This is a genomic window from Xanthomarina gelatinilytica, assembly GCF_000348685.1.
GTDB lineage: Bacteria > Bacteroidota > Bacteroidia > Flavobacteriales > Flavobacteriaceae > Xanthomarina > Xanthomarina gelatinilytica.
This window is the reverse complement of sequence record NZ_ANLA01000005.1, coordinates 109257-131168: the sequence shown is the minus strand read 5'-3', so window position 1 is coordinate 131168 and position 21912 is coordinate 109257. Positions and strand designations below refer to the sequence as shown.

Here is a 21912-nt window from a genome sequence, read left to right as displayed (position 1 = left end):
GCGAGAGACCGGGTTTACTTCGGCTGCGCTCAGTATAAACTTCTCACCCTAAATCTTGTTCCAATTCTAAACATGAGAAAATAAAAAAAGCCTCATCAAACAGACAAGGCTTTAGTGCGAGAGACCGGGTTTACTTCGGCTGCGCTCAGTATAAACTTCTCACCCTAAATCTTGTTCCAATTCTAAACATGAGAAAATAAAAAAAGCCTCATCAAACAGACAAGGCTTTAGAGCGAGAGACCGGGTTCGAACCGGCGACATTCAGCTTGGAAGGCTGACGCTCTACCAACTGAGCTACTCTCGCCTTTCCGATGCAAATATAAATAAGTATTTCATCTAATAAAAGAAAAAAATTATAAGTTTACCTTATGAACATCATCTTTAAAACCAATCGTCTCTATTTGAGGGAATTCAACATTCAGGACGCCATTCATTTTTATAAAATGAATAAGGATCCTGATGTTATTAGATACACTGGCGACACTGCTTTCAAGTCTTTAGTTAACGCTAAAAACTTTCTTGCAGAATATAAAGATTACAAGCTTCATAACATGGGTAGATGGGCAGTTTGTTTAAATGAAAATGATACGTTTTTAGGTTGGTGTGGCTTAAAATACCATACAAATGAAAAACTAGTTGAAGTTGGTTACCGTTTTTATAAAAAATATTGGAATAAAGGCTATGCAACCGAAAGTGCCAAAGCTTCCATAACTTATGGGTTTGAAACCTTAAAACTGAAAGATATTTATGCACATGCTCACATTAAAAACACAGCTTCACATAAAGTCATTGAAAAGTGTGGTTTGCATGTTGTCAATGAATTCATTTACGATGGCATGCCTGCAAAACTTTATAAAATTGAAAATCCCCATTATGAAATCAAACAAATTTCTGCCGAAGAAACGTATTTAGTAAGACAACCTGTTTTACGTGAAGGAAAACCTATTGAGGCTTGCGTTTTTGATGGGGACACAGAGGAAGACACCTTTCATTTAGGTTTATTCTTTAAATCCCATTTAATTGGTGTGGCTTCTTTTATGAAAAACAATTCGCCTATATTTTCTGAACCTCGTCAATACCAACTTCGTGGCATGGCCATTTTAAAAGAATTTCAACTAAAAGGTTTGGGAAAACAATTGATAGATGAAGGAGAAAACATATTAATTCAAAAAAAAGTGGATTTATTTTGGTTTAATGCTCGTGAAATTGCTGTAGAATTCTATAAAAGCAAAGGGTTTTTAATATCTGGCGATGCTTTTATAATCCCAAATGTCGGCATTCATTATGTCATGCTTAAAAGATTCCAGTCCTAGTTATTTCAAGGACAAAGTCATTTTTTTTCTTCATTTCAAACCTAAAGCAGTTTAAACTTTTATCTTTGACTTATAAAGTAAATTACCATGAATAAAAAAGTTATTTTAATGATTTTAGATGGTTGGGGGAAATCTCCAGACCCTAAAGTTTCAGCCATAGATCATGCTCATACACCTTTTATAGACTCACTTTACGCAAAGTATCCAAATGCAAACCTGCGAACGGATGGTTTGCATGTTGGGCTTCCAGAAGGCCAAATGGGAAACAGCGAAGTTGGCCACATGAATTTAGGTGCTGGACGTATAGTATATCAAGACTTGGTTAAAATAAACTTGGCTGTAAAAAACAACACATTGGCTCAAGAACCTGCTTTAATTGCAGCTTTTAATCATGCCAAAACACATAACAAACCCATACATTTTTTAGGTTTGGTAAGCGATGGCGGTGTGCATTCACACATTAATCATTTAAAAGGTTTGATTACTGCAGCTGAAACCTCTGGAGTAAAAGAATCATATATTCATGCGTTCACAGATGGTCGTGATGTAGATCCAAAATCTGGTTATGGTTTCATTACTGAATTGGAGGAGTTTATCGTGAACAAGCCTACCAAAATTGCCACCATTACTGGCCGTTATTATGCTATGGATCGGGACAAACGTTGGGATCGTGTTAAATTGGCTTATGACGCTTTGGTAAAAGGAATTGGTGAAGCTTCAAAAAATGCTTTAAAATCCATACAAAGAAGTTACGATAACAATGTCACAGACGAATTTATCAAACCTATTGTAATGGTTGATAAAAACAATCAGCCCTTAGCTAAGATTTCAGAGGGAGATGTGGTCATTTTTTTCAATTTTAGAACAGATCGTGGAAGACAACTTACCGAAGCGTTGACCCAACAGGACTTCCATGAGCAAAACATGCATAAATTGAATTTGTATTATGTTACCATGACCAATTATGATGAAACATTTAAAAACATTCAAGTTGTGTATAACAAAGATAATTTAACAGATACCTTAGGGGAAGTACTGGAAAAAAACCATAAAACACAAATTAGAATAGCTGAAACAGAAAAATATCCACATGTCACTTTCTTCTTTTCTGGAGGGAGGGAAACTGTTTTTAATGGCGAAACACGAATCTTAAGACATTCCCCAAAAGTGGCCACTTACGATTTAAAACCAGAAATGAGTGCTTATGAATTGACAGATGCCTTAATTCCCGAAATAAAAAAAGCAGAAGTGGATTTTGTATGCCTAAATTTTGCAAATGGCGATATGGTTGGGCATACAGGTGTCATGGAAGCCGCCATAAAAGCATGTGAAGCTGTGGATATTTGTGTCAATAAAATTGTGACTACAGCTTTGGAACATAATTATACCACCATTTTAATTGCAGATCACGGTAATTGTGAAACCATGATAAACCCAGATGGCTCACCAAATACAGCGCATACCACAAATCCGGTTCCTATAATATTAATAGACAAAGATTTAAAAACCATTAAAGATGGGGTTTTAGGAGATATTGCTCCAACTATTTTAAAACTTATGGGTATTGAACAGCCAGAAAAAATGACGCAACATGCGTTAATCTAAACTTAAAGGAAATAAAGATTACATTTTAATTTGCTTATTTTTGCCTGTAACTAAAACCTATGAATTTTAACGATAAACTTATTATAGCTGTAGATTTTGATGGAACTATCGTAGAGGATAATTATCCAAAAATTGGTAGACCCAAACTTTTTGCTTTCGAAACCTTAAAACGACTGCAGAAAGATGGTCACAGATTGATATTATGGACCTATAGAAGTGACATTAGACTGGAAGAAGCCGTTAATTTTTGCAAAGAAAACGGTTTAACTTTTTATGCTGTGAACAAAAGCTTTCCGGAAGAGCAATTTGATTATACCAAAAGCCGTAAAATTCATGCCGATTTATTTATAGACGATCGAAATATTGGTGGTTTTATTGGTTGGGGAGAAGTCTACCAAAGACTGTCCAATCCAAATTACAGTCCACTTAAAAAAGAAAAAAAGAAAGGGTTCTTTTCGTTTTTTAAAAGGTAACAACCATAAATTCTAACCAATCTAAGCAAAAACTTATGGTTGTTGTTATATAAATAAACTTCAATAAATTTCTTTGTTTAATATCCTATCAATTCAAAATATTGTTTGTCTATGGCTTCCCTATGATCTGGATGTGCTATGTTCACAAGTGCTTTTACACGTTCTTTAATGGTTTTTCCATATAAGTTGGCAATACCATACTCGGTAACAACATAATGCACATGCGCACGTGTTGTTACAACTCCAGCACCTGGTTTTAAAGTAGGTACAATTCTACTGATACCTGATTTTGTGGTAGATGGCAATGCAATGATAGCTTTACCACCTTCGCTTAAGGAAGCGCCACGAATAAAATCCATTTGACCTCCAACTCCAGAATACATATGAGCTGCAATTGAATCTGCACAAACCTGTCCAGTAACATCTACTTCAATGGCAGAATTTATAGCAACCATTTTTGGGTTTTGTCTAATTATGGACACATCGTTTGTGTAGTTAGATGCACGCATTTCTATAAAAGGGTTGTCGTCCACATAATCATACAAGTGTTTAGAGCCCATTAAAAAAGTGGTTAAAGCCCTTCCTCTATTTATGCCCTTATAATTACCATTAATGACGTCTTTTAATATCAAGTCAATAACACCATCAGAAAACATTTCGGTATGCAACCCCAAATCTTTATGATTGGTTAGCCTGGTCAACACAGCATTTGGAATATTACCTATACCCATTTGCAAAGTGCTTCTGTCTTCAATTAAGCCAGCCACATGGTTCCCTATTTTGTTTTCAATTTCAGAAGGTTCAACCATATCATGTGTAGGCAAAGGCACATCGCACTCCACAAACGCATTGATTTCTGAAATATGAATAATCCCTGCACCATGTGTTCTTGGCATTTGCTTATTTACTTGGGCAATCACATAATCGGCATTATCAATAGCCGCCAAGGTTGCCTCTACGGAAACTCCCAAAGAACAATACCCATGTTTATCAGGAACGGACACATGTATTAAAGCCACTTGCAAATCGACAATATTTCTTTTGAACAACAAAGGCAATTCACTTAAAAAAACAGGTGTATATGACCCATTTCCTGCTTTTAAAGTGTGTCTTACATTTTTTCCAATAAAAAAGGAATTCACATGAAAACTGTCTCTTAATTCCGGATTGGCATAAGGCGCTTCACCTTCGGTGTGTAGTTGACAAATTTCGACATTTCTTAACTCTTCATGTCTTGCTGTCATGGCATTTATCAACACTTGAGGTGCGGCTGCTGCTGCTTGAATATATACTTTACTGTTGGATTTAATGACTTTTACGGCTTCTTCGGCACTAATGGATTTGTACATGGTGTTTATTTTAGAGTACAAAAATATTCAATATTTACTAACTAAAAACTGTCTAAAGTCATGTTTCATAAAAAAGAAATCCATTTAATTTTAAGTATCTTTGCCCATATTTTTTTAAGATGATTAAAGTAAAAACAAAAGAAGAAATAGAATTGATGCGTGAAAGCGCTTTGGTTGTTTCACGAACTTTGGGCATGTTGGCCAAAGAAGTGAAACCTGGAGTCACTACCTTACAATTGGATAAATTAGCCGAAGAATACATAAGGGAGCAAGGAGCTATTCCTGGCTTTTTGGGCTTATACGATTTTCCGAACACCTTGTGCATGAGTCCCAACTCACAAGTAGTTCACGGATTTCCTACCAACGACCCTTTACAGGAAGGCGATATCATTTCCATAGATTGTGGTGCCATTAAAAACGAGTTTTATGGAGATCACGCATATACCTTTGCCGTGGGTGAAATTGATCCTGAAATCCAAAAATTATTGGATGTCACCAAAGAATCTTTGTATGTTGGTATTAGGGAGTTTAAATTAGGCAATCGTGTTGGCGATGTAGGCTTTGCCATTCAAAAATATTGTGAAGCTCACGGTTATGGTGTTGTAAGGGAACTTGTGGGTCATGGATTGGGACGAAAAATGCATGAAGATCCAGAAATGCCAAATTACGGAAAACGTGGTCGTGGGAAAAAGTTTATTGAAGGGATGGTTGTTGCCATAGAGCCTATGATAAACATGGGAACCCATAGAATTAAACAACATAGGGATGGATGGACCATAACCACCTTAGATAACAAACCAAGTGCTCATTTTGAACACAATGTGGCCCTTGTAGATGGCAAACCAGAACTGCTTTCTACTTTTGCTTATATCTATGAAGCTTTAGGGATTGTTTCCAATGAAGAAGATGAGTTTAGACAAAAAGCTTTAGTGCTTTAGCTTTTACAACAAGATTCGTAGGGTCTTACCGAGATACCCAAGGAATTATGAATAATAAACCAACTGAAAAGATTATTGGAGTTGCCTTAAATGTCCATCGTGTTTAAGATCCTGTTTTATTGGAATCTGCCTATCAAGAATGTCTCTTTTTTTGATCTTCAGTCCATTGGATAATATGTTTTTAAAGAAATTGCTTTGCCTATTGTTTATAAAGATATTAAGTTAGACCATGGTTTTAGAATTGATTTACTTGTTGAAAACAAAGCTGTCTTCGAGTTAAAAACTGTTGAAACTTTTACTTATGTACATACTGCTTAAATTTTAACATATATGAAATTAGGAAACTACCCTTTAGGTTTATTAATTAATTTTCATACAAAATTATTAAAAAACGGCACCAAACGTTTTATAAACACGCCTCAGTGATTCTCTGTGAAATCCCTGAGTACCTCTGCGAAACAACTATGAAAAAACTATTCAAATTCATCCTAAACACCATTCCAAGACCCATACTTATCAGGTTAAGTTATGTGGCAAGACCTGTTTTAGCTTGGTTTTTAAAAGGCAACACATATTTAGATCCCATAGATGGTAAAAGCTTTAAAATGTTTTTGCCTTATGGTTACGGCAACCAACGCAACAATGTACTTTCGCCTTCAACCTTGAGTTTGGAACGTCATAGACTTTTATGGTTGTATTTGAAAAACGACACAGAATTCTTTTCCAAAAATCTAAAAGTCCTTCATTTTGCACCAGAACAAGCTTTTTACAAACGCTTTAGAAAAATGAAAAACCTGGAATATGTGACAACCGATTTAAACTCGCCATTGGCTGATGTAAAAGCAGATATTTGCAAACTTCCGTTCAAGGATAATGAATTTGATGTTATTCTCTGTAACCATGTATTGGAACATATTCCAGACGACACCAAAGCCATGCAGGAACTATACAGAATTTTAAAACCAGGTGGTTTTGGTGTGTTTCAAATCCCTCAAGATCTATCCAGGGCAAAAACTTTTGAAGACAATACCATAACCAATAAAAAAGAGCGAGCTAAAATCTTTGGACAGTATGACCATGTTAGGATTTATGGTCGGGATTATTTTGATAAACTTAGAAGCATTGGTTTTAAAGTTGAAGAAGTGGATTACACAGCAACCCTTTCCAAAAGCGACATCCTTAAATATTGTTTAGCCAAAGGCGAAATTATTCCAGTGGTATTTAAACCCTAACAAAAAAAGGGTTGCATAAACCTTTGTTAATTGGATTGTTGTGCCAAAAAATCGTTCAGCATTGGCAATTGTTCATCTCCATAAACCAATTTGTTTTTACCATCAACTTTTTGAACGATTTTATATTTTCCAGTATTGTCTTTTACAAAAGTTGATGCTCCAGAATAAGCACCACTTTCATTCTCATTATCTTCGTATTTCAATCCTTCAACATCCATCCATAGATGTTTGTTATTTTCTACAATTTGAAATTTCCCATTACAGAAAGCGCCAAAATGGCTATAATAATTAGAGGTATAAACCGTTCCATTAAACGTATTTAAAAACCCGTAGAGTTTTGTTTTGTGTTCGTATAATGGATGAATCCCTCCTCCTAAGGCATCTCCTAATTCGTACCAGTTTTTTTCAATTTTAATTTGAAGATCATTGTTGTATTTTTCTATGATATCGTTTTTTTTGAGTGTTTTTAAATATTCTTTTTTATCTAAACCTTTTTGAAATTCCTGCGCATTCAAATTAAAAATTAGCACATTGGAGGCGTTGTTGGGATAAGCAACCAGTAAACCATTCGCTCTTGGCAACATCACCTTTCCATAATCGTAAGCTTGAGGGTCGAATTGGGTTATGCTTGGAAGCTGATATCCTTTTTTGGTAGAAGCATTATAGCAAAATAATCGGGTGGGTTTTATTTTATCGTCCATAAACAGCACGTAACCATCATAATCCAAAGCATGTTTATAGGTATTCGCTTCAATGACAACCTGCCCCAAGTGATCCATAAGACCTATATGGTCTTCAAGTTTATAAATGGCAACATTGTATTGGTTAAAAGTACCTATACTATCTATGTTTAAGTAAAACATATTGGATCTTTGAGTCCAAACATTGGTAAGGGAATCCAAACGTTTTTGTTTATTTTCTTCACGAATTTGTTCTTCGGCTATTTTTATCTGTTCTATTTTTTTAGCTTCCAAAGCTTCTTCAATATGAACATATAATTCCAGCATCTCCAAATATTCATCTGTAGATTTCTCCGGGTTTAAATCAAAATAGCGCTTGGTAAGAATTTGTGCTTTTTGATAATCTCCTATATCATCACTTAAAAGCGCTCCTATCCTGGCCACTTTGCTGTCCTCTATTTCTTTGATATATTGTCTGGCTTTTTTAAAATAATCCCTAGCTTCATCCATATTCCCCTCCTTAAAGCTTTCTTCAGCTCTTTTTATGTAAACAGATCCAATTTCTTGTTCTGTCTGTGAATGAATGGAAAAAATACCGATAAGAAGAAAAAAGGTGATAAAGAGGGATTTCATTAATGTAATATTTAGTTTAGCAAAAAAATATGTGTTAGCGTCAACATATCAACAAGTTACCAACTAAAATAAGAGAAGTTTTGTAGGAAAAACCAAGAATTTAAAATTTTTCGGCAAAATGTTAAATTCTTCTTTTAAATGACATCTCACATAAATAATAAAGAATATTTTTTGGTAAAATCCTTATAACCAAGACAAAGTCCAAACTGTTTTACGGTATTCAACTCTCAGGAAACCCATTTAAGGACAAGGTTTCCAATTCCTTGCTGTCGTTTTCAAAAATTAAAAACACCTTTAATTCTGGATGTGTTTTTAAAAAATCCTTAACGGCATCAATTCCCATGGCCTTAAAAGCTGTGGCATAAGCATCGGCCGTCATGCAATCCTTGGCAATAACCGAAACACTCAATAAATTGGTTTTGCTGGGATAACCTGTTTGCGTATCTATAATATGAGAGTATTTATGGCCATTGGCATCGGTTTTAAACTTTCTGTAAGTCCCAGAAGTCGCCATGGCTTCATTGTGAATGGAAATAGCTTTTAAAACAGATTGCGATCCATCAAAATGCGGTTCTTCCACACCTACTTTCCAAGCAGACTGTTTATCCAAATTTTTTCCTCGAGCCCTAATTTCACCACCTATTTCCACCAAATAATTAGAGATGTTTTTGCTTTCCAAAAACAGGCCTATAACATCCACGCCATACCCTTTGGCAATGGCGTTAAAATCAATAAATGTTTTGGGGTTTTGTTTTTTTATGCTTAGACCTTGCCTGTTTACCTTGTCCAGGCCAACACTAAGCATCAAACTATCTATCTTTAAACTATCCAAACGTTCTATATGTCCTTCAGGACCAAAATCCCAAGCATTGACCACTGCACCAATGGTTGGATCAAAAACACCATGGGTTTGCTTGTAAATGTCTTTTGAAGCATCAAATACCTTTGCAAAATGCTCATCTATCGCAAAAGCTTCATTCCTATTTATTTTTGAAATGTCTGAATTGGCCTGATATGTTGACATGGATTTGTTGATGACATAAAACAAACTATCAAATTGTTTTTGGTAATTTATTCCTGAATCGTAAATCACAGAATAGGATGTCCCAAAAACAGCTCCGGACAACTTGGTGTTTTTTGGTTCTTTATTACAGGAAACCAATAAAAAGAATGCCAGTAATACTAATGTGAAATAAGAAGATTTCTCGCTATGAGCGAAACAACAACGAGTCCCTAATCTTTCATTGTTCATCTTAAAGCTAATTTAAATTTGTTTCTACTACTTGAATGCCATTGTATTCAATCAAGTATTCTTCGTTTAAATAAATTGGCAAGTCTTCGCCTTGAGGGTTACCCAGTCCTACACCTGCATACAAGACCTTGGCGTCTTTTTCCATGGCGTGTTTTTTAAAGGATTCCATCCAAACCACGTCATAATTATTAGGGTTTTCAGGTAAAATCACTGCACGAACAATTACAAAATAATATTGTTTGGTCTTGTCCATACATACAAATTGCGGATGTTTTTTTAATTTACTGTTTACAGCTATAAATTCAAAACCACGAGCTTCCAATTCCTTCCCAACGTGGTTCATGGCCAGATAATGTAATTCCTGTGCTGAAAGTGCTTTTTTCATACCACAAAATTACTATTAAAAAATTTGTCTTCAGCAGATTTAAAAATAGTTTAACTCAAAATATTCATAAATTTCAAACGCTTTTTTCAAATACTTCTAGTTAAAGTTGTATTTAAACCGTTTCCTTTTCCATCAAAATTTGTATCTTATTGTTCCAAACTTTAAAGCTAAAACTATGAAAACAACAAAAAGATTAGACTTAGCCATACAAAAACTATACACAGCTTTCCACAACAACACCTTAAATCCAGAGTGTTGCAAACAATGTGCCGTTGGGAATATTTTGGACCATACAGATGCTTGGAAACACCTTTCAGACAATCATGGTTCCACCACATTAAATTACATAGGAATGGTAAATCAAAAATTCGGCAAAACCTTCAATGGCTATTCCCCATTGGAATTGTTGCATATAGAAGCCCAATTTTTAAAAGCTTGTGGCTATCAATTGCCTCTTCATCATAATAACAAAAAACCTAAAAACCCTACAGATAAAGAGGTTTTGTTTTTAGGGCTTTCGGCTGTAGTACAATTCCTGTGTAAACTAGACAACATGCCAGATGTTATGGATTGTAACCAATTATTTCAATTTCAACCTCAAATCAAAACTTCTAAAGCCTTGATGTTGTCATAAATTCTTAATTTGAAAAATATTTGTAAAATTTAAACATCTTTTGTGATGACATTTGTAACGTGTTTCGATATGTTTATATAACACGAACATTATGAAACGCTTTAACATCCTTTGGTTACTTTTTATCCTTATTTTACTAAATTCCTGTGGCGAAGATAAAGAGAACACCACACTGCAAGAATACAGTTTTGATACCGAAAACAAACTGAACGACCAAGCAGCCATTTCCGAACAAAACAACACTGGAAACCAAGGTTTGAAACCTTATTACGTGATGAACAAACAATTTGGGATGCCCATTGGAGTTATGCCAATTCCAAGCACTTGGAAAAAAAAAGAAGCAAATGCCGAAAACATTTTATTTGAAGCGCCCAATGGTGTGAAAGTTTACAACGAGATTTTCAATTCGTTCTTTTATTCAAACAGTCCACAAAGGAATCAATTTACCTTGCAAAGTGGAGGCAATGTAAAACCAATAAAAAGTTTACAGCTACTTATAAATGAAGAATTAAAACCCTTTATAGAATCTCAAGGAGGTAGATACATCAATCAATTTCCATTACCTCAACTGGCTCAATTTGATAAACAATTTAACAGTTATTTGTTTAAATCCACACCAGAACAAAGACAAACAGATTGTGTGGTTACAGAGTGGGAAGGTCCAGATGGCAAGTTATCCATGGTAATTGTTCGTTATTTCATAGCGCAATATACCAGCATTGGTGGATTGGATTGGGGCTACACCCTAAACAGTTTGGAAGCGCCAAAAGCTGAATACGAGAGTGCCAAAAACACCTATATAAATGCCTTGATAAACTTCCAGATAAATCCGCAATGGGTCCAGACAAACAATCAATATTATGCGCAAGCAGCTCAACAAAGCAATGCTGCACACCAACAACGCATGGCAAGCATCCAGGCACAAGGACAGCAAATCCTGGCGGCAGGAAGAGCCAGAAGTCAGGCTATGGACAACCAATACAATGCTTGGAGAAGCAATCAGGCAGCATCTGATGCTGGTCATGCAAAATATATAGATGGTATTTACGAAAGAAGAAACATGACAGATGCCTCTGGAAACATTTATAAAGTAGATGGCTATGAAAACAATGTATGGATGAACCATAATAACGATTATATAGCAACAGACAATTCGTTATGGAATCCAAATACAGACAACACTACCAACAACTATAATTGGCAACACTTGGAAGAAACTGATAATGGTTATTAAAAAATTTCATTTTAACTTAATAAAATACAGTTCGTCAAAAATGATGTGACATATTGCAACTTTCTACTATCTTTAATATAAGATACAGAAAATTGAAAATCACTTGAATACACTTACAGATATAAACAGCTCGCAAATTATAGAGCTCATAAAAAACAATGATGAGCGTGTTTTAAAATCACTGTATCAAAGCAATTTTCATAAAGTGGAAGCTTTTGTTTTAAAAAACAGTGGCACTAAGGAACATGCAAAGGATGTTTATCAAGAAGCTTTTATAACAGTTTGGAACAATGTAAAAACCAACAAGTTCACACCACAAAACAATCATTCCTTAAACGGTTATTTATACACCATTTCCAAAAACAAGTGGATGGACCATTTACGCTCTAAACATTATAAAAAAACAGTGGTTGCCTCTAAATTAAATCATTTTGAAATTTCAAACAAAGAAACCCAAGAATCCCATGATGACATTTTAAAAGAAAACCGATTACAAGGTGTCATGCAAGCCTTTAAAGACTTAGGCTTGCCTTGCAAAGATTTATTGACAAAATTTTATTTTGAAAAAAAATCCATGAACACCATTGCAGAAGAGCTGCAATTGGACGCAGCATCTACCAGAAACAAAAAATATAGATGCATGCAAAAATTAAGAGAATTGGCCTTGAAAAAGAGATAATAGCATGAACCCAAATTACAACATAACCCAAGAGGAATTAGAATACATTGAGCGTTATATCAATAATAATATGACACCTGATGAACTAGCCGGTTTTGAAGAAAAACTTAACAATAATCCCGATTTTAAAAATCAGGTGGAAGATATCAAAACTTTGCTTTTAGGGATAGAAACACAAGCTCTAACAGAGAAAATTGAGACATTCCATAACGAACTCCCAGATACCAAAAGCCCTATGGAACAACCTTCAAAAGTAAGACATTTGGACTTTAGGAAGTGGGTAGCAGCTGCAGCAGTAATAATTGCTGTTGGAAGTTTCTGGTTTTTCAACGGAAATTCCAACTCTAAATTATACAGCAAATATTACGCTCCAGATCCAGGTTTACCAACTACCATGAGCACTCAAGACAATTTTGTGTTTTATGATGCCATGGTAAATTACAAAAGACAGGACTACCAATTGGCCATTAACAAATGGCAACCCTTGTTAACAAACAAACCTGAAAACGATACGCTTAATTATTTTATGGGTTCGGCTTATTTGGCCAAGGGAGAAACAACCACAGCCATTAGCTACTTGGAAAAAGTAACGGAACTTAAAGAAAGTGCTTTTAAAAATGATGCTTTTTATTACTTGGGATTAGCCTATTTGAAAAATAACAAAATAGAACTTGCAAAAGAAACCCTTAAACAAAGCAATATGGCTGATAGCAAAACCATACTTTCTGAGTTAGAGGATTAACCTTACCTATTATGAAAACAATTTTTAAAGACGTAGTAACCATCTTTGTTGTTTTGCTATTTATAGGTAGTTTTCATACCACTTGGTCCCAAGGGTCAGACATTCAAAACATTGCTTATATTCAAAAACTTTTGGACAAAGAGGCAATGACAGAAGCTAGAATTGAGTTAGAGAAACAACTTGATAGGTATCGCACGGAAAAAAATACAGACAGTTTAATAAAATACATCGCTCTGGTAGGCAGTTTAAAATTGGCCAATGGAAATCACGATGTGGCCATAAAACGAGCCGAAACCTTTGGAAAAGAATTAAACCAGTATCAAATTCCTTTTGTGGATAAAGAGGTACTCTTGGAATTGGCCTGGATTTATGATGATGCAGGTTATACCAAAAGAGCCTACACAACTGTTGAAAAAGCCCTTGAAATTGCCAAACAGATTGAAGACCCAAGGAAAGCTGACATTAGTGGCATATATCATAATCTTGGTTATTTGGCATCCAATCTTGGAGATATGGCAATGGCTAAAGCACTGTATACCATGTCCATTAAAACCATGGAAAAAGAGCAAACAAAAGACTATGAATCACTACATAAAACCTATAATGCCCTTGGAGGCATGATGTGGTATTCGGCTAAACTGGATAGTAGTCTGTACTATTTTAACCAAGCTTACAAAATGCTGGAACAGGTTGAAAAAAACCCTATGAATTCCTATTATCGTCCTGCATTGGTAAAAATGAACATGGCTGTTTTAAACCATGCCTTAGGCCATGTAGATGATGCCATTCAAGCATCAAAAGAAGTCATTGCCAGCTTTCAAACATTTATAGAAATTTCTACAGACGAATCCAAAAAATTAAGGGCTTTAAAGCATCAATTGGCTGCAATTGACAATTTAGGTTCCTTTTATCATTCCATTGGGGAATTTGAAAGAGCCGACGAGCTTATTTCCTACTCCTATCGAAAAAAACTGAAAACCTTAGCTCCTGAAGACAATAACATTACCATTTCACAAATTATTTCGGCACAGGCAAAAATGGGTTTAAGGGATTTTAATGCTGCAAACAATTTAATAGACCAGGCTCTTTATAGAATTAACACGAGCAAAAACACTCAGTTTTATTGGCATGCCAGCGCCTTATCCACCAAAGCCACCATAAGTGATGAGCTAGGTGATTTTAAAAATGCCAAAAAGTATTTTCTAGAAGCCGATTCCTTATACAGACAATCTTTGGGAAAAAACGAATATACAAGGGATTATTTGGACGAATTGATAGACATGTCCTTATTTTACGCCAAAATACAGGATACCGAAAAAGCCATATCTTTAGCTGAAGAATGCTACCATTTTATAAAAACAAGCGATTTCAACAACACATTGCAAGGTTTTCATCACATTCTAAATTTGGCCGAAGTTCATTTTAAACTAAAGCATTACAAAGATGCACAAGCGTACAGCAATGAAGCTTTAAACATGCTAAACAACAAAAATCTTACTACCACCAATTTTACGGATTCCATACAAATACAATACAGAAAACCCAAAGCGTTACTAATAAATGCCAAATCCAGTTATTATTTAAATACAAACAAAACCGACACTTTTTTAAAAGAACTGTTAAACCAATTAAATGATGGTATTGCGATATTAAATCAACGAAAAGAAATTATTAAATCTTACGACGATTTAAGTTTGCTGATAACTGAAAACAATGAGCTTTTTGATTTTTCCAAACAAATTTTATTGGACTTGTTCAACCTAACAGACAACCAAGCCTACCTTTCAAAGTTTTTAACCCTTCATGAGTCCAGTGTTTACAATCGTATAAGGTCCAGGTTGAACCTTAAAAACAATTTGGCTTTTGCTAACATCCCAAAAGAAATAATAGCTAGGGAAACTTATTTAAAAAGCAAAATGAATGCTTCCATTGAAAGTGCAACCGATGGTAGTTTTGAAACTTTCTTTAATACTAATTCCAATTGGAACTCTTTTTTGGATAGCCTGAAGAACAACTACCCTAAATACTATAAAATGCGATATGCCTCTATTGAGGAACCTTTGAATAAACTGCATAAACACATTCCAGAAAACACAACGGTTGTCCGCTATGTATTTAACGACAACAATCTATATGCCATTGTTTTAACTGAAAACGGAAAACAAATTTTTAAACTAAACTACAAGACTGCAAAAAACAATATTTTAAAATTGACTGAAAATCCATTTCAGATAAAATCCAATGGCATACATCTATACAATCTATATAAAACACTATGGAAGCCTTTAGAACCTGCTATCGCAACCAAAAAAGTGATTATCATTCCAGATGGCGAATTATTTAACCTAAGTTTTGAAATGTTAACAGACAAAGCCATACAGTCCTATTCAGAATTTACCACTAACAGCTTGTTGGCTAAACACATAGTATCATATAATTACAGTTTGTTCCTGTTGGGCAACGAAACCAAAACCATAGGTTATAAAGAAAATTTTATTGCATTTGTGCCTGAATTCAACGATAAAATGAAAGAAGAGTATCAAATTAAAATCAAGGATTCTATAGATTTGGACAAAGCGTATTTAACCCTTTTGCCACAACCTTTTACCAAAGATTTGGCAGAAAAATCTTCACACCTGTTTAATGGCGACTCTTTTTTAAATGAAAACTCTACCGAACATATTTTTAAAAACAGTGCAAAAGAGCACAAAATCATCCATATTGGCACACATGCAGAATCCAATAACTTATCTCCTGAACTTTCAAGACTGGTTTTTGCCAAATCAACAGACGCGTCATCCAAAGAAGATGGTTATTTATATACCTACGAAATTTACAATATTAATTTATCATCTAATTTGGCGATACTTACGGCTTGTGAAACTGGAAAACCATCATATCAGGCTGGTGAAGGAATGATATCTTTAGCTCACGCTTTTAATTATGCTGGAAGCGAAAGCATTTTAACCAGCTTATGGAAAGTGGATGAGCAATCCAGTGCCGAAATTATTGAACTGTTTTACAAGAACATCAAAAATGGTATGGATAAAGACCTAGCTTTGCAACAGGCCAAATTAAGTTATTTAACTACAGCAAAAGGACGAACCATGAATCCACAATATTGGGCTGGATTGGTTCTAATTGGCGATACGTCACCCATCAATCTAACTACTTCCAACAATTATCTATATTGGATCCTTGGTTTCGCAATACTATCAATATTGCTAATAATCCTTAAAAGACAAGGTAACAAATAAAACAAATGACAATTTTACTTTTACTCAGTGTCTGAAAATATCCACGAATGTCTTAATTATGACTTGTGAGTATAGAAAAGGGCTGTCTTTTATAACAGCCCTTTTCACCAAAAACTAAAAATAATTAAGAAATCCCTCATTAATAATTAATAGCTATAACATATCATCGGAAAATTCAAAAAATGTGAGCATGGATATATTTTATATCCTCTTCATCAAATAATTTAATATAAAAGAGGCTATCACATACATGAACAGCCTCTTTCTGTAAACAAAGAACATGAAACGAACTTGTTTATTGTTTGATCAATCGTTTAACTATGGAAGAGGTTTCGGAGTAAATCTTTACAAAATAAACGCCACTTGCATAATCCTGCAACGAAATGGTTTTTTTTGGTCCCATAGCTTCCAAATTGATTTTTTGAATGACACTTCCTTTGACATCAATAATTGTAGCTGATTTTAAATTCACATGGCTATTGTTTTTTAGGGTTACCATATTTGTTGCCGGATTTGGATACAATACAATGTGGGATTCTGTTAATTCAAAGGCATTGACATTTAGGGTAAGGTCTTCAACTTTTATTTGAAACATACAACTTTTTGAGTTCCCAAAAATATCTGTAACAATAAAATCTATATCATAATATCCATCAGGTAAAATAGATCCTGCAGATGGTGTTTGAACCACACTACTAATACCACAGTTGTCGTCAACTGTAACGAGACCATCTAAATAATAATCAGGTAAAGTGAAATCTCCATTAGATTCTACTGTAAATCCAGAAGGACAATTTATGGTTGGAGCTATGTTATCCTCAACCGTCACTGTTGCTGAAGCTGAAGCACTATTGCCACTTTGGTCCGTAATTGTTAAAGTAACTGTATTTGTTCCTAAATTGGCACAGGTAAAATCGGTAACATCCAAGTCCAAACTTGCTATGGAGCAATTATCACTTGAGCCATTATCCACTTGTGCTGCCGTAATGCTTGCATTCCCCAAAGCATCCAATTGCACTGTTAGATCTTGAGTGACAACCAATGGCAATATATTATCCACTACTGTAACTATTGCGGTGTTATTAGCTACATTCCCATTAACATCTGTAACTGTTAAGGTTACTGTATTAGCTCCTAAATTGTTACAGGTAAAGGTTGCCATGTCCAAACTCATCGTGTCTATACCACAATTATCTGTCGATCCATTATCTATATCGTTTGTAGTAATACTGGCATTTCCAGTAGCATCAAGAGTTAAAGTTATATCTTGAGTTATAACAACAGGATTGTGTACATCTGCTTCATCTGAAACAGTTAACAAAACACTATCGTTATTTGGATAACTCACATCAAATGTATATTGCAAACAATCGTATTCTGCATAAATTGGAGATACAAGATTTCCTGTAGCGATTGTACCACTTACTGTTGCAATTGTAAATGTATCTCCTATACTTGGTTGAAATCCTAAGGTAACATCAACCATACCTTCAAAAATCACGTTTGTCCCTGAAATAGCAAGTACGTCATGCTGTGTATCAGGTGTAAGTCCGTTAAGTTCCATTTCTAAAACCGAATTGCTTGAAGACAAATAATTCCCTGAAAGCGTTAAGGTTCCTGGTGACAAACCTGGAGATACATTTCCATCGTTGGTTAAGTTAGCAATTGATGGTAGGTTAATAGTTCCAACTCCTGATAGTCTTCCTCCAATTTGATTGTCCAATGACGTAGAGATGCTCAATACACCTGATGTAGCTTCAATAGTACCCGAGTTTTCAGTTTCGGCACTAATAGTCACATTTCCTCCTGATGTGTTTTTTACCAATCCTTGGTTATTTAGTAGGTTAATTCCATTACCTGATGGTGTAATACCAGAACCATTTGTCTGAAAATCGATAAGACCTGAGGCATTATTTCTTAATTCAGCATCTGTATCAATATAAATATCTCCAGTTCCTATAAACTGTAATAAAGAATTATTTAATAGCAAGGACATATCGTATATAAATACGTTGCCAGTCAACAGATTAATTGTGGAGTTATTGGCCAATGTACCTCCACCAACTAATGCCCCAGACACCCAACTAACGGTTGCATTTCCAGAAAAGTCAAAGGATGCCGTATCACTAGAGGCTACATGGGTATTGCCTCGCCAATTTAATGTACCGTCTAAAGTTCCTGATAGGCTTCCGCTTAAGGTGATGTTATTATCAAAATCTATCGTTCCTGTTGCTGCCACATTATAAATTCCATCGGTCAATACTTGAGCGCCTAAAACACTATTATTAAGATTCAAGATACCATTATTGACTTGAATGGTGCCATCATTATTTTGAAACTCGGTATTGATATAAACTTGGTCATTAACAACTGGAAGGTCAACAACAATGAGTCCATGGTTGGTCAATAAGTTTGTGCCATTTCCCGATTCTGAAAAATTACCACCATCCGCCAAAAATGAAATAATCCCCAAAGCTGTGTTGTTAACCAAGGCATCAACACTTATGTAGATATCACCTGTTCCCGTAAATCGTAAATCTGAATTATTTTCTAGGGATGATGCATCAAAAATAAACACGTTACTTGCCAAAACATCAATTGTGGAGTTATTGGTCAACGTACCTCCACCTACTAATGCTCCAGAAACCCAACTTACGGTTGCATTTCCTGTAAAGTCAAAAAATGCCGTATCAGCTACTGCTACATTGGTATTGCCTCGCCAATTTAAGGTACCGTCTATTGTTCCCGTTAAACTTCCGCTTAAAGTGATGGCACTATCAAAATCTATAGTACCTGTTGATGTTATATTATAAATACCATCTGTTAATACTTGGGCTTCTAAAACACTATGACTAAAATTCAAGATACCATTATCAACTTGCATGGTGCCATCATTGTTTTGAAACTCAGTATAAATATAGACTTGGTCGTTAGCATCAGGAAGATCAACAACAATTAGTCCGTCGTTTGTTAAAATGTTCGTACCATTTCCTGATTCTACAAAATTACCTGCATGTGCCAAAAATGAAATGGTACCTAACGAAGTGTTGTTAACTACGCCATCAGTACCAATGTAAATATCGCCTGTTCCAGTAAACCGAATCTCTGAATTATTCTCCAATATTGAAGCATCATTTATAAAAACATTTCCTGTCAACAGATTGATTACGGAATTATTGGTTAAAGTGCCTCCACCAACCAATGCTCCAGATGTCCAATTTATGGTTGCATTTCCAGTAAAATTAAAATATGCATTATTTCCCAAAGCTACCTTGGTATTATTTCGCCAATTTATAGTACCGTTCAAAGCCCCATATAAACTTCCACTTAAGGTAATGGCACTATCAAAATCTATGATGCCTGTTGATGCCACATTATAAATCCCATCAGTCAATACTTGAGCATCCAGACTTCCATTGTTAAAATTCAAGATACCATTGTTGACTTGAATGGTTCCATCATTATTTTGAAACTCGGCATTAATAAAGACTTCGTCGTTAACATCAGGAAGGGTAACCACAATAAGACCATCGTTAGTTAATAGGTTAGAACCATTACCAGATTCTGAAAATCTACCTCCATCTGCTAAAAATGAAATGGTACCAGTAATTGCATTGTTCAAAACGGCATCTGTTACAATGTAAATATCGCCTGTTCCGTTAAAGTTTATTTGTCCATTATTAATAAGTGTTGTCAAGCTTCCTAGAAAAACATTGCTATTGAATACAGCTATTGTTCCATTGTTGGTAAGCGAAGTAGAAGTTCCTGTTATATAACCTGAATTCCAATTAATTGTTGTGCCACCAGCAAAATTTGAAGCCTGAGTAAAAGTTAAATTATTTCCAATATTTAACGTTGAATTTCCTTGTAACTGAATGGATTTAATGGAGGCTGATACATTAACATCAACTGTAAATCCTGTTGGAATAATCACATCATCAGTAACTGTAGGGACAATATTGGTGTTCCAATTGTCTGTATTGTTCCAGTTAGAATTAGCTCCAAGACCAGTCCATGTGGTTTGAGCCATTGCTATTGTGCTTGCCAGCAATAATAGCGTGAGTAGTAAAAATCGTTTCATGATTAATAGCTTTTTAAGTTAATATACTATGTCATCGAAACAATTATAAAATGTGAGCATAAAAAAACCCAACACTTTCGTATTGGGTTTATGGTTATTTTAGATTGGAAGCTTTATCCTCCAAAATCATCAAATCTGATATTCTCATCTGGGATTCCAAAATCTTCACCCATTTTTTGAACAGCTTTGTTCATTAATGGTGGACCACAGAAATATAATTCAATATCTTCTGGTGTTTCATGATGATTTAAATAATTATCAATAACACAATTATGAATAAACCCAACAAAACCATCTCCAGGAGCATCAATACTTTCTTTCACTTTCCAGTTATCTTCTGGTAATGGTTCTGAGAGTGCCAAATAGAATTTAAAGTTTGGAAAATCTCTTTCCAACTCACGGAAATGTTCTAAGTAGAACAACTCACGTTTTGAACGTCCACCATACCAATAGGTTACTTTTCTACCTGTTTTTAAGGTTTTGAATAAATGATATAAGTGAGAACGCATAGGTGCCATTCCAGCTCCTCCTCCAACATAAAGCATTTCAGCTTCAGATTCGTTTATAAAGAACTCACCATAAGGACCAGATATGGTTACTTTATCTCCTGGTTTTTGAGCAAAGATATATGATGAAGCTACACCTGGATTTACATCCATCCATCCGTTTTTATTTCTATCCCAAGGTGGTGTAGCGATACGAACGTTAAGCATAATTTCTCTTCCTTCTGCTGGATAAGAAGCCATAGAGTATGCTCTTTCTACTGTTTCATCGTTTTTCATAACAAGTGGCCAAAGACCAAATTTATCCCATTCTGCTTGAAACTTGTCTGGTGTATCGTGCTCTTCTGGATGAGCTGTAATATCAATATCTTCATATTTAATAGTACATGGTGGGATTTCAATTTGAATATATCCACCTGCCTTATAACCCATGTCTTCCGGAATCTCCACTACAAACTCTTTAATGAAAGACGCCACGTTATAATTACGTACAACGGTTGCTTCCCATTTCTTGATTCCAAAAACTTCTTCTGGAATGGTGATTTCCATGTCCTGTTTCACCTTTACCTGACAAGATAAACGTGCCCCTTGCTGTAATTCTTTACGTGTAAAATGAGGTGTCTCTGTTGGTAACGCTTCGCCTCCTCCAGATAATACATGACACTCACATTGAATACATGTTCCACCACCACCACAAGCAGATGGTAAGAATATTTTTTCTGAACCTAGAGTTGATAGTAAACTACCTCCAGATGCTACTTCAATTGTTTTTTCTCCATTGATAGTGATTTTTACTGGACCTGATGGAGATAATTTTTGTTTTACCACTAATAACAACGCAACTAATAACAATGTAATTATTAAGAAAGCGACTACTGTTATAATGATTGTTCCTAATGTACCTGCTGCTAATACTATCATG

16 protein-coding genes, 1 tRNA gene and 1 pseudogene are annotated in these 21912 nt (G+C 35.0%); 11 read left to right on the top strand and 7 right to left on the bottom strand.

The genetic code is table 11. The annotated features are described in order from the left end of the window. Positions 1-231: 231 nt before the first annotated feature. Positions 232-304, bottom strand: a tRNA-Gly gene (locus D778_RS05295). 64 nt (positions 305-368) lie between these two features. Between D778_RS05295 and D778_RS14875 the strand changes: the two genes are divergently transcribed. The 3 genes from D778_RS14875 (at position 369) to D778_RS05275 (ending at position 3391) form a co-directional block, all read left to right on the top strand. Continuing rightward, positions 369-1313, top strand: coding sequence for a GNAT family N-acetyltransferase (locus D778_RS14875; RefSeq protein WP_007648432.1), 945 nt, complete (start codon positions 369-371; stop codon positions 1311-1313). A gap of 87 nt (positions 1314-1400) precedes the next feature. Continuing rightward, positions 1401-2918, top strand: coding sequence for a 2,3-bisphosphoglycerate-independent phosphoglycerate mutase (gene gpmI / locus D778_RS05280; RefSeq protein WP_007648431.1), 1518 nt, complete (start codon positions 1401-1403; stop codon positions 2916-2918). A gap of 59 nt (positions 2919-2977) precedes the next feature. Continuing rightward, positions 2978-3391: a BT0820 family HAD-type phosphatase gene (locus tag D778_RS05275; protein WP_007648430.1), complete on the top strand. Its 414-nt coding sequence runs from the start codon at positions 2978-2980 to the stop codon at positions 3389-3391. Between the two features lie 77 nt (positions 3392-3468). Here the strand turns inward: D778_RS05275 and D778_RS05270 are convergent, their stop codons facing one another. Further along, positions 3469-4740: an acetyl-CoA hydrolase/transferase family protein gene (locus D778_RS05270; protein ID WP_007648429.1), complete on the bottom strand. Its 1272-nt coding sequence runs from the start codon at positions 4738-4740 to the stop codon at positions 3469-3471. 119 nt (positions 4741-4859) lie between these two features. On the opposite strand from D778_RS05270, the gene map reads away from it, so the two are divergent. The 3 genes and pseudogenes from map to D778_RS05255 all read left to right on the top strand — a co-directional run bounded on the left by map (position 4860) and on the right by D778_RS05255 (position 6910). Continuing rightward, positions 4860-5678, top strand: a complete 819-nt coding sequence (map, locus tag D778_RS05265; RefSeq protein WP_007648421.1) for a type I methionyl aminopeptidase — start codon at positions 4860-4862, stop codon at positions 5676-5678. Positions 5679-5873: 195 nt separating this feature from the next. After that, a pseudogene (locus tag D778_RS14870) lies at positions 5874-6104 on the top strand (GxxExxY protein). Positions 6105-6142: 38 nt separating this feature from the next. After that, positions 6143-6910, top strand: a complete 768-nt coding sequence (locus D778_RS05255) for a class I SAM-dependent methyltransferase (protein WP_007648417.1) — start codon at positions 6143-6145, stop codon at positions 6908-6910. A 26-nt stretch (positions 6911-6936) separates the two neighbouring features. Here D778_RS05255 and D778_RS05250 read toward each other — a convergent pair whose 3' ends face one another. The 3 genes from D778_RS05250 to D778_RS05240 all read right to left on the bottom strand — a co-directional run bounded on the left by D778_RS05250 (position 6937) and on the right by D778_RS05240 (position 9860). Next, positions 6937-8223: a tetratricopeptide repeat protein gene (locus tag D778_RS05250; protein WP_040491545.1), complete on the bottom strand. Its 1287-nt coding sequence runs from the start codon at positions 8221-8223 to the stop codon at positions 6937-6939. Positions 8224-8443: 220 nt separating this feature from the next. After that, positions 8444-9475: an FAD:protein FMN transferase gene (locus tag D778_RS05245; protein ID WP_007648413.1), complete on the bottom strand. Its 1032-nt coding sequence runs from the start codon at positions 9473-9475 to the stop codon at positions 8444-8446. A 7-nt stretch (positions 9476-9482) separates the two neighbouring features. Then, entirely contained in the window at positions 9483-9860 is a 378-nt protein-coding gene (locus D778_RS05240; protein ID WP_007648411.1) for a hypothetical protein, read from the bottom strand. 175 nt (positions 9861-10035) lie between these two features. On the opposite strand from D778_RS05240, the gene D778_RS05235 reads away from it, so the two are divergent. The 5 genes from D778_RS05235 to D778_RS05215 all read left to right on the top strand — a co-directional run bounded on the left by D778_RS05235 (position 10036) and on the right by D778_RS05215 (position 16406). Continuing rightward, the gene (locus tag D778_RS05235) at positions 10036-10494 is read left to right on the top strand and encodes a hypothetical protein (protein ID WP_007648409.1); all 459 of its coding nucleotides are present in this window, start codon (positions 10036-10038) and stop codon (positions 10492-10494) included. 91 nt (positions 10495-10585) lie between these two features. Next, positions 10586-11728 carry a hypothetical protein gene (locus tag D778_RS05230; RefSeq protein ID WP_007648407.1) on the top strand — a complete coding sequence of 381 codons (1143 nt, stop codon included), beginning with the start codon at positions 10586-10588 and terminating at the stop codon, positions 11726-11728. A gap of 103 nt (positions 11729-11831) precedes the next feature. After that, on the top strand, positions 11832-12407 hold the full coding sequence (locus tag D778_RS05225; RefSeq protein ID WP_007648405.1) for an RNA polymerase sigma factor: 576 nt from the start codon (positions 11832-11834) through the stop codon (positions 12405-12407). A gap of 4 nt (positions 12408-12411) precedes the next feature. Further along, a complete protein-coding gene (locus D778_RS05220; protein WP_007648403.1) occupies positions 12412-13149 on the top strand; it encodes a tetratricopeptide repeat protein in 738 nt (245 codons plus the stop codon). A gap of 11 nt (positions 13150-13160) precedes the next feature. Beyond that, complete coding sequence (locus D778_RS05215; RefSeq protein ID WP_007648401.1) at positions 13161-16406, top strand: CHAT domain-containing protein; 3246 nt, start codon at positions 13161-13163, stop codon at positions 16404-16406. A 295-nt stretch (positions 16407-16701) separates the two neighbouring features. Here D778_RS05215 and D778_RS14135 read toward each other — a convergent pair whose 3' ends face one another. Together D778_RS14135 and nqrF are read right to left on the bottom strand one after the other, a co-directional pair. Then, positions 16702-20487, bottom strand: a complete 3786-nt coding sequence (locus D778_RS14135; RefSeq protein ID WP_007648389.1) for a T9SS type A sorting domain-containing protein — start codon at positions 20485-20487, stop codon at positions 16702-16704. Positions 20488-20600: 113 nt separating this feature from the next. After that, positions 20601-21908: an NADH:ubiquinone reductase (Na(+)-transporting) subunit F gene (nqrF, locus tag D778_RS05205; RefSeq protein WP_040491558.1), complete on the bottom strand. Its 1308-nt coding sequence runs from the start codon at positions 21906-21908 to the stop codon at positions 20601-20603. Between the last annotated feature and the right edge of the window lie 4 nt (positions 21909-21912).